We start from the raw sequence: 5387 nt of genomic DNA, 5'->3' as shown, positions 1-5387 counted from the left end.
AAAGTCGCCAAATTTTTAAATTTGACGATTTCCAATAAAAATGATAAATAGTAAAATTTAAAAATCTGGCTTGTGCTTAATCCGAAAATAATTTTCTAATTTGCACGCTACGAGCCATATACATAACCGTTGGCAATAATATAGAAAAATGAAAACCTACATACTTGACATAATTCCAAAAATTCAAAGATTTAGTCAAAAATTAGATAATTTGACTATTTTATTAAATAAGCATTGGGTAATTTTAGATGAGGATACCTCAAGAAAATCTGTTTTCATTTTTAGAGAAAAAGACAACCAATTACTAATTTCCAATGATGGAGAAATTGAGAAAGGTAATTGGGAGTATTTAGGGAATAATTCGCTTTTAATTGACCGAAAAGATGGCTCTTTTCTTTTTAAACATGGATTTATAGATGATTATGTTCTTGCGTTAAAAGTTGATGGTAAAAAAGAATATGCACTGCTTGTTAATGAGCAATGGTTTGAAAAAGAATTGAAGTCCCTTGATAAAATTTTATATTTTCTAAATGAAAGATATATTGATCAACAACATGATATTTCTATTCCTAAACATTTAGAAGAAAATGTTTCTAATGAAATTAATGATAAAAAACGTATTGTAAAATTTATAGGTTATTCAGGAGAATTTAAAATTTATACTAATAAAAAAGTTGGTTATGAAATTGGAGATTTTATAAAAATAGATAATAAAATACCAAATGATGGAAAAATAAAAACAGGTATTTGGGATTATATGATTGTGAAAAATGGAAAAATAACGAAAATTAAAAAATAAAATACTATTGCCAACAATGTATAAAAATAATAGCGGTTTTATCGTTAAAATAAAATTAAGTAAATATAAAAAAGGTCTGTGTTTAACCGAAAAATTAGTATGAGAAAATCCGCTACTATTCTTATACTAGACCGTTGTAAGCAATTTTGACCCGTCCTGAAATAAGGCTACATAATTTTAAACATTATGTACAAAAATGACAAAGTAATTAGAAGGTACAGTGAACCTTTTAAATTGAAAATTTTAGCCGAACTTACAACAGGAAAGTACACCAAGAGTGATCTGTGTAAACTCTATTCTATCGCGCCTACAACCGTTAATGAATGGATTAAAAAGTACGAACGTAAAGACTTAATGAACACCAGAGTAAAAGTGGAAACAAAAGACGAAATTACAAGAATCAAAACGTTACAAAAAGAAGTAGAACAACTTAAAAAGCTACTGCTTAAAAAGGATCTTGATGCTATGGTGGAGGAATCTTACCTAGAAGTAGCGGCTGAGAAATTAGGATACAAAAATGTCCAACAACTCAAAAAAAAACTCAATACCAAGCCTTAATTAAAGCTAAAGATAAAGCTAAGGGATTTGCTTCTTTATCAACTATAACCAGTTGTTTTGGTCTAAAACGAGATGCCTATTATAAATTTAAAAACAGAGCTGATAAACGTTTTATTCAGGAACAACAGATTATTAATATAGTCAAGAAAAGACGCAAATCCCTTCCTAGAGAAGGTGTCCGAAAACTTATAAAATCATTAGATAATGATTTTAGCAAACTTAACATTAAAGTCGGTAGAGACAAGCTATTCAACGTATTAAGATCTCAAAACATGCTCACTTTAAGAAAAAAATATAGTTCTAGAACAACAAACTCTCATCATCGTTTTTATAAATATAATAACATTATAAAAGATCTTGAAGTCACAAAACCTAATCAAGTTTGGGTATCCGATATTACATATATCAGAACCCTAAAAGGCTTTTGTTACCTGGCTCTTACAACAGATATGTATTCTAGAAAAATAGTAGGTTACGACCTAAGTGATAGTTTAAAACTTAAAGGATGCGTAAGAGCGCTTAACAAGGCTATTTATAAAGTTAAAAACGTGTCTGGATTAATACATCATTCTGATAGAGGCATACAATACTGTAGCAATGTGTATACACAAATACTAAAAAGAAAGAAGATAGATATTAGCATGACACAAGAAAACCATTGTTACGAAAATGCAATGGCAGAACGTGTAAATGGCATCTTAAAAGATGAATTTTATCTTGATCAAACCTTTAATAACGTAGCACACGCAAAGCGAGCTACAAAAAATGCAATTAATCTATACAATGAAGTAAGATTACATTTATCTTTAGATTATAAAACACCTAATATGGTATATCAATTATCAGCTTAAAAACAATTTTAACCTGTAGCCATATTTCAGGACTAGACATTTGAGAGAAACGAATGAACATTAAAAACTACATCCGAAATGAATATAAAAGTTGGATAATTGCAATCCTTGTTTTTATCGTGATGTTGTTTTTCGGAAAATCATTTGAATATATAAAATCAATTGCGGAATTGAATTCAATATTTAAAATCGGATTTATAATATTGATTTTTGCTTTCGGATTTTCGTTTATTTTTTACTCAATTTACGCAAGTGGATTAGAACATAATGCTGAATTAGATTTTAGAGAATATGAAATTGAAAATGTGGAAAGATTACAGCGGAATTTGAAAAAAGTGTTGACTATTTTTTCTATAAGTTCGATATTTTGGACAATTGGAAACTTTATTATCGGAATAGAATACGGAAATGCTGAAAATTTAAAATATTTTATTGCGATAATTTCAATTCCTTTAATTGTAAATGGAATTATGATTTATATAAAAAACGGAATAAAAACTGCTTACAACAACGTGTATAATTAATGGCTAGTTCAAGCTTGCTTACGAAAATCCTCGCGGATTTTCTATTCGGTTTTTATTTGCTAAATTAAATGCTTAAACACGCCACTAATCATACACAAAACCGTTGTAAACAATGCCCCACTCCGCCTCAAATCAACTCTCAACGCCATTCTAAACGCTTAAAATTACTTTAACAGACACTTAAGAGCAAAGCGCAATCGGACTAGCTCACTCAGCCGATTTCGGACATCAACGTTACGCAACTGTTGCGGTTCGGACGGATTCTCTCGACGATAAATCTTTGCTTAATAAAAGTTAAAAATCCTCAAAATAACACTCTAAAAAATATAACACTCAAAACTGTTCACTCAGACGGCTTCGGACACCAATCTATCGCAACTGTTGCGGCGGACTAAAAATCTGGACGGCAAATTTGTTCGTGAAAATATAGCGGTTAAAAAAGAGTTTAATAAAAGGGTTTCTAATAATAGTAAAACGCAAAAAAGATGCTAAATCAAGACGCTTCAAAGCGTTTAAACATCAAAACTGATAATAATGCACTGTTTACAACAAGGTATATGCTTTATTGCTGGTTCTAGCCTGCTTACGAATATTCCTGCGGAATATTCTATTCGGTTTTTATTTGCTAAATTAGGTGATTAAATACGCAACAAAGCATATACAAACCGTTAGCCACAATTATCACTCACATCCAAAATTACACTCCTCTGAATTACATAATGAAAACTGATTATAAAATAAAACCATTATTCCCTCTTATGTTTCGCATTCCTGGTATAACTCTATTTATAAGTGGTATTATTTTTATTTGCAGTTTTAATAAAACCTCTATCTTAGGTGTTGTGATTTTACTAGTTTCAATACCTATAATTTTCACTAAAACTGGAATATTACTTGATTTTAACAAAAACCAAATAAAGAATTATATTGGACTTTTTAATATAAAAATAGGAAAATGGCAGTTAGTCGATAATTATCCATTTATTACATTATTACACTTAAACCTGACAAGCCGAGGAGAAAGTATTTCAGGTCTAAATTTTACAGACAAGTACAAAGTTTACCGAATCTCTTTGTTGAGCGAAAATCACAGAGAAAAGTTAAAAATTATTGATTTTTCAGAACTAAATAAAGCTACAATTGAAGCAGAAAAAATAGCAGAGTCCTTTAATTTGAAATTTGTAAAGTATTCTCCTAAATAAATTAAAAGTGGCTAACAATGGCTATAATTAATACGGGTTTTGGTGTTTAAGATATAAAGCTCGAATATCCGCCAACACCGCCAAATCTTTTGATTTGGCTTTAGAACAAAAAAGATAAAACAAAACAAAAAGATTTGGCTAAGTGCTTAAACGAAAGTTCAATACTTTTAAGTCCCGTACTAACCATAGCCGAGAACGTTAGCATAAATACAAAAAAACCTCTGAATGAAACATATTGAAACACTTTTATCTGAAATGACAATAGAACAAAAAGCACCTATTGTAAAAATTTTAGGACTTAAAAGTAATGAGAATAAATTAGTTATTGAGAAGTTAAGTAAGATTTTGCTTCCAGTTGGCGGATTATGGCAAACACCTTTAAATTATAGTCAATTCGTTGAAAAAATAGCATCTGCTAATAATGAAAAAATTGACTTTTCATTAGGAATTGCAAATGCAGAAAAAGAATTATACTTAAAACTTTTCCAACAAGAATTTGAAAAATTAACAGAAGAGGAAAAAAACAATATTTATAAAGAATTAGAAAAAGCTGGTTTAGATAAAAGCCAAATAAAATCTTTGAGCGGAATTTCGGCACTTGGAGCAGCTCAACTTTCAGGATTTGGAATTTACCTGTTAGCTTCATCAACTTTAGGAGCGATAACTTCAGTTTTAGGTATCACATTACCTTTTGCTTTTTATACAGGGATGTCTTCCGTTATTTCGTTTGTTATTGGACCAGTAGGTTTTTTAGTAATGGGTGTTTTGGTATATAGAAGTTTTAAAAATGTTAAAAGTTGGGATGAGGCTTTTGACTTATTAAAAGCTTCTTGGAATGGAATAAAAGCTTTTGCAATAGGAGATACAACCAGAAGTACTTTAGTCTTTAAATATTTTGCAGCCACAAGAATTGTTTTGACAGAAAATTTCCGAAATCAAATTGATGAAAACTCTTCAAAAATAGACATTAAGAAAACTAATATTTCAAAAATTGATATAGAAATCAATGAAAAGGAAGCAGAAATTGAAAATGTTGAAAATATAAAAGTGGAACAATTAAATGTTGTTTCTTCGATAGAATCAGAAATTCTAAAAAAACAAGATGAGTTAAAAAGTGTAAATAACCAAATTGGTCAACTAAATGAAAAAATTGATAGTTTTAAAAATAACATTCAAGAAAGAATAAATAACAAAAAGTCAATCGAAAATGAGATTTTAAACTCTGAAAATGACACTAAATTGAAATTATCTAAAATTGAAAAATTGAACAACTAAAAAAGTACTTATGCTAACACCGTATATAATTTATTGCTGGTTTCTAGCCTGCTTACGAAAATCCTCGCGGATTTTCTATTCGGTTTTTATTTGCTAAATTAGTTGCTTAAACCACGCAACAAACCATATACAAACAAGTTAGGCACAATACGAAAAAACACTAATTTCCAAATTGAAA

Annotated in this window: 6 protein-coding genes; all 6 read left to right on the top strand. The window is 29.3% G+C overall.

Annotated features, from left to right (window positions below; genetic code table 11):
• Positions 1–148 precede the first annotated feature (148 nt).
• The 6 genes from F6U93_RS01840 to F6U93_RS01815 all read left to right on the top strand — a co-directional run bounded on the left by F6U93_RS01840 (position 149) and on the right by F6U93_RS01815 (position 5209).
• Positions 149–799 carry a hypothetical protein gene (locus F6U93_RS01840; RefSeq protein ID WP_150936293.1) on the top strand — a complete coding sequence of 217 codons (651 nt, stop codon included), beginning with the start codon at positions 149–151 and terminating at the stop codon, positions 797–799.
• 186 nt (positions 800–985) lie between these two features.
• A complete protein-coding gene (locus F6U93_RS01835; protein WP_150936291.1) occupies positions 986–1357 on the top strand; it encodes a transposase in 372 nt (123 codons plus the stop codon).
• Positions 1303–2208 (top strand): IS3 family transposase, encoded by a 906-nt coding sequence (locus F6U93_RS01830; protein WP_150936289.1) that lies wholly within the window; start codon positions 1303–1305, stop codon positions 2206–2208. Before F6U93_RS01835 ends, F6U93_RS01830 begins: the two co-directional genes overlap by 55 nt.
• Before the next feature lie 53 nt (positions 2209–2261).
• Positions 2262–2732, top strand: coding sequence for a hypothetical protein (locus F6U93_RS01825; RefSeq protein WP_150936287.1), 471 nt, complete (start codon positions 2262–2264; stop codon positions 2730–2732).
• A gap of 719 nt (positions 2733–3451) precedes the next feature.
• On the top strand, positions 3452–3934 hold the full coding sequence (locus F6U93_RS01820) for a hypothetical protein (protein ID WP_150936285.1): 483 nt from the start codon (positions 3452–3454) through the stop codon (positions 3932–3934).
• 225 nt (positions 3935–4159) lie between these two features.
• Entirely contained in the window at positions 4160–5209 is a 1050-nt protein-coding gene (locus tag F6U93_RS01815) for a hypothetical protein (RefSeq protein ID WP_150936283.1), read from the top strand.
• The last annotated feature ends 178 nt before the right edge of the window (positions 5210–5387 follow it).

The organism is Pseudotamlana haliotis (assembly GCF_008806375.1).
In the GTDB taxonomy this organism is placed as follows: domain Bacteria; phylum Bacteroidota; class Bacteroidia; order Flavobacteriales; family Flavobacteriaceae; genus Pseudotamlana; species Pseudotamlana haliotis.
The sequence above is the reverse complement of the archived record's forward strand: the minus strand, read 5'-3'. Positions and strand labels throughout refer to the sequence as shown.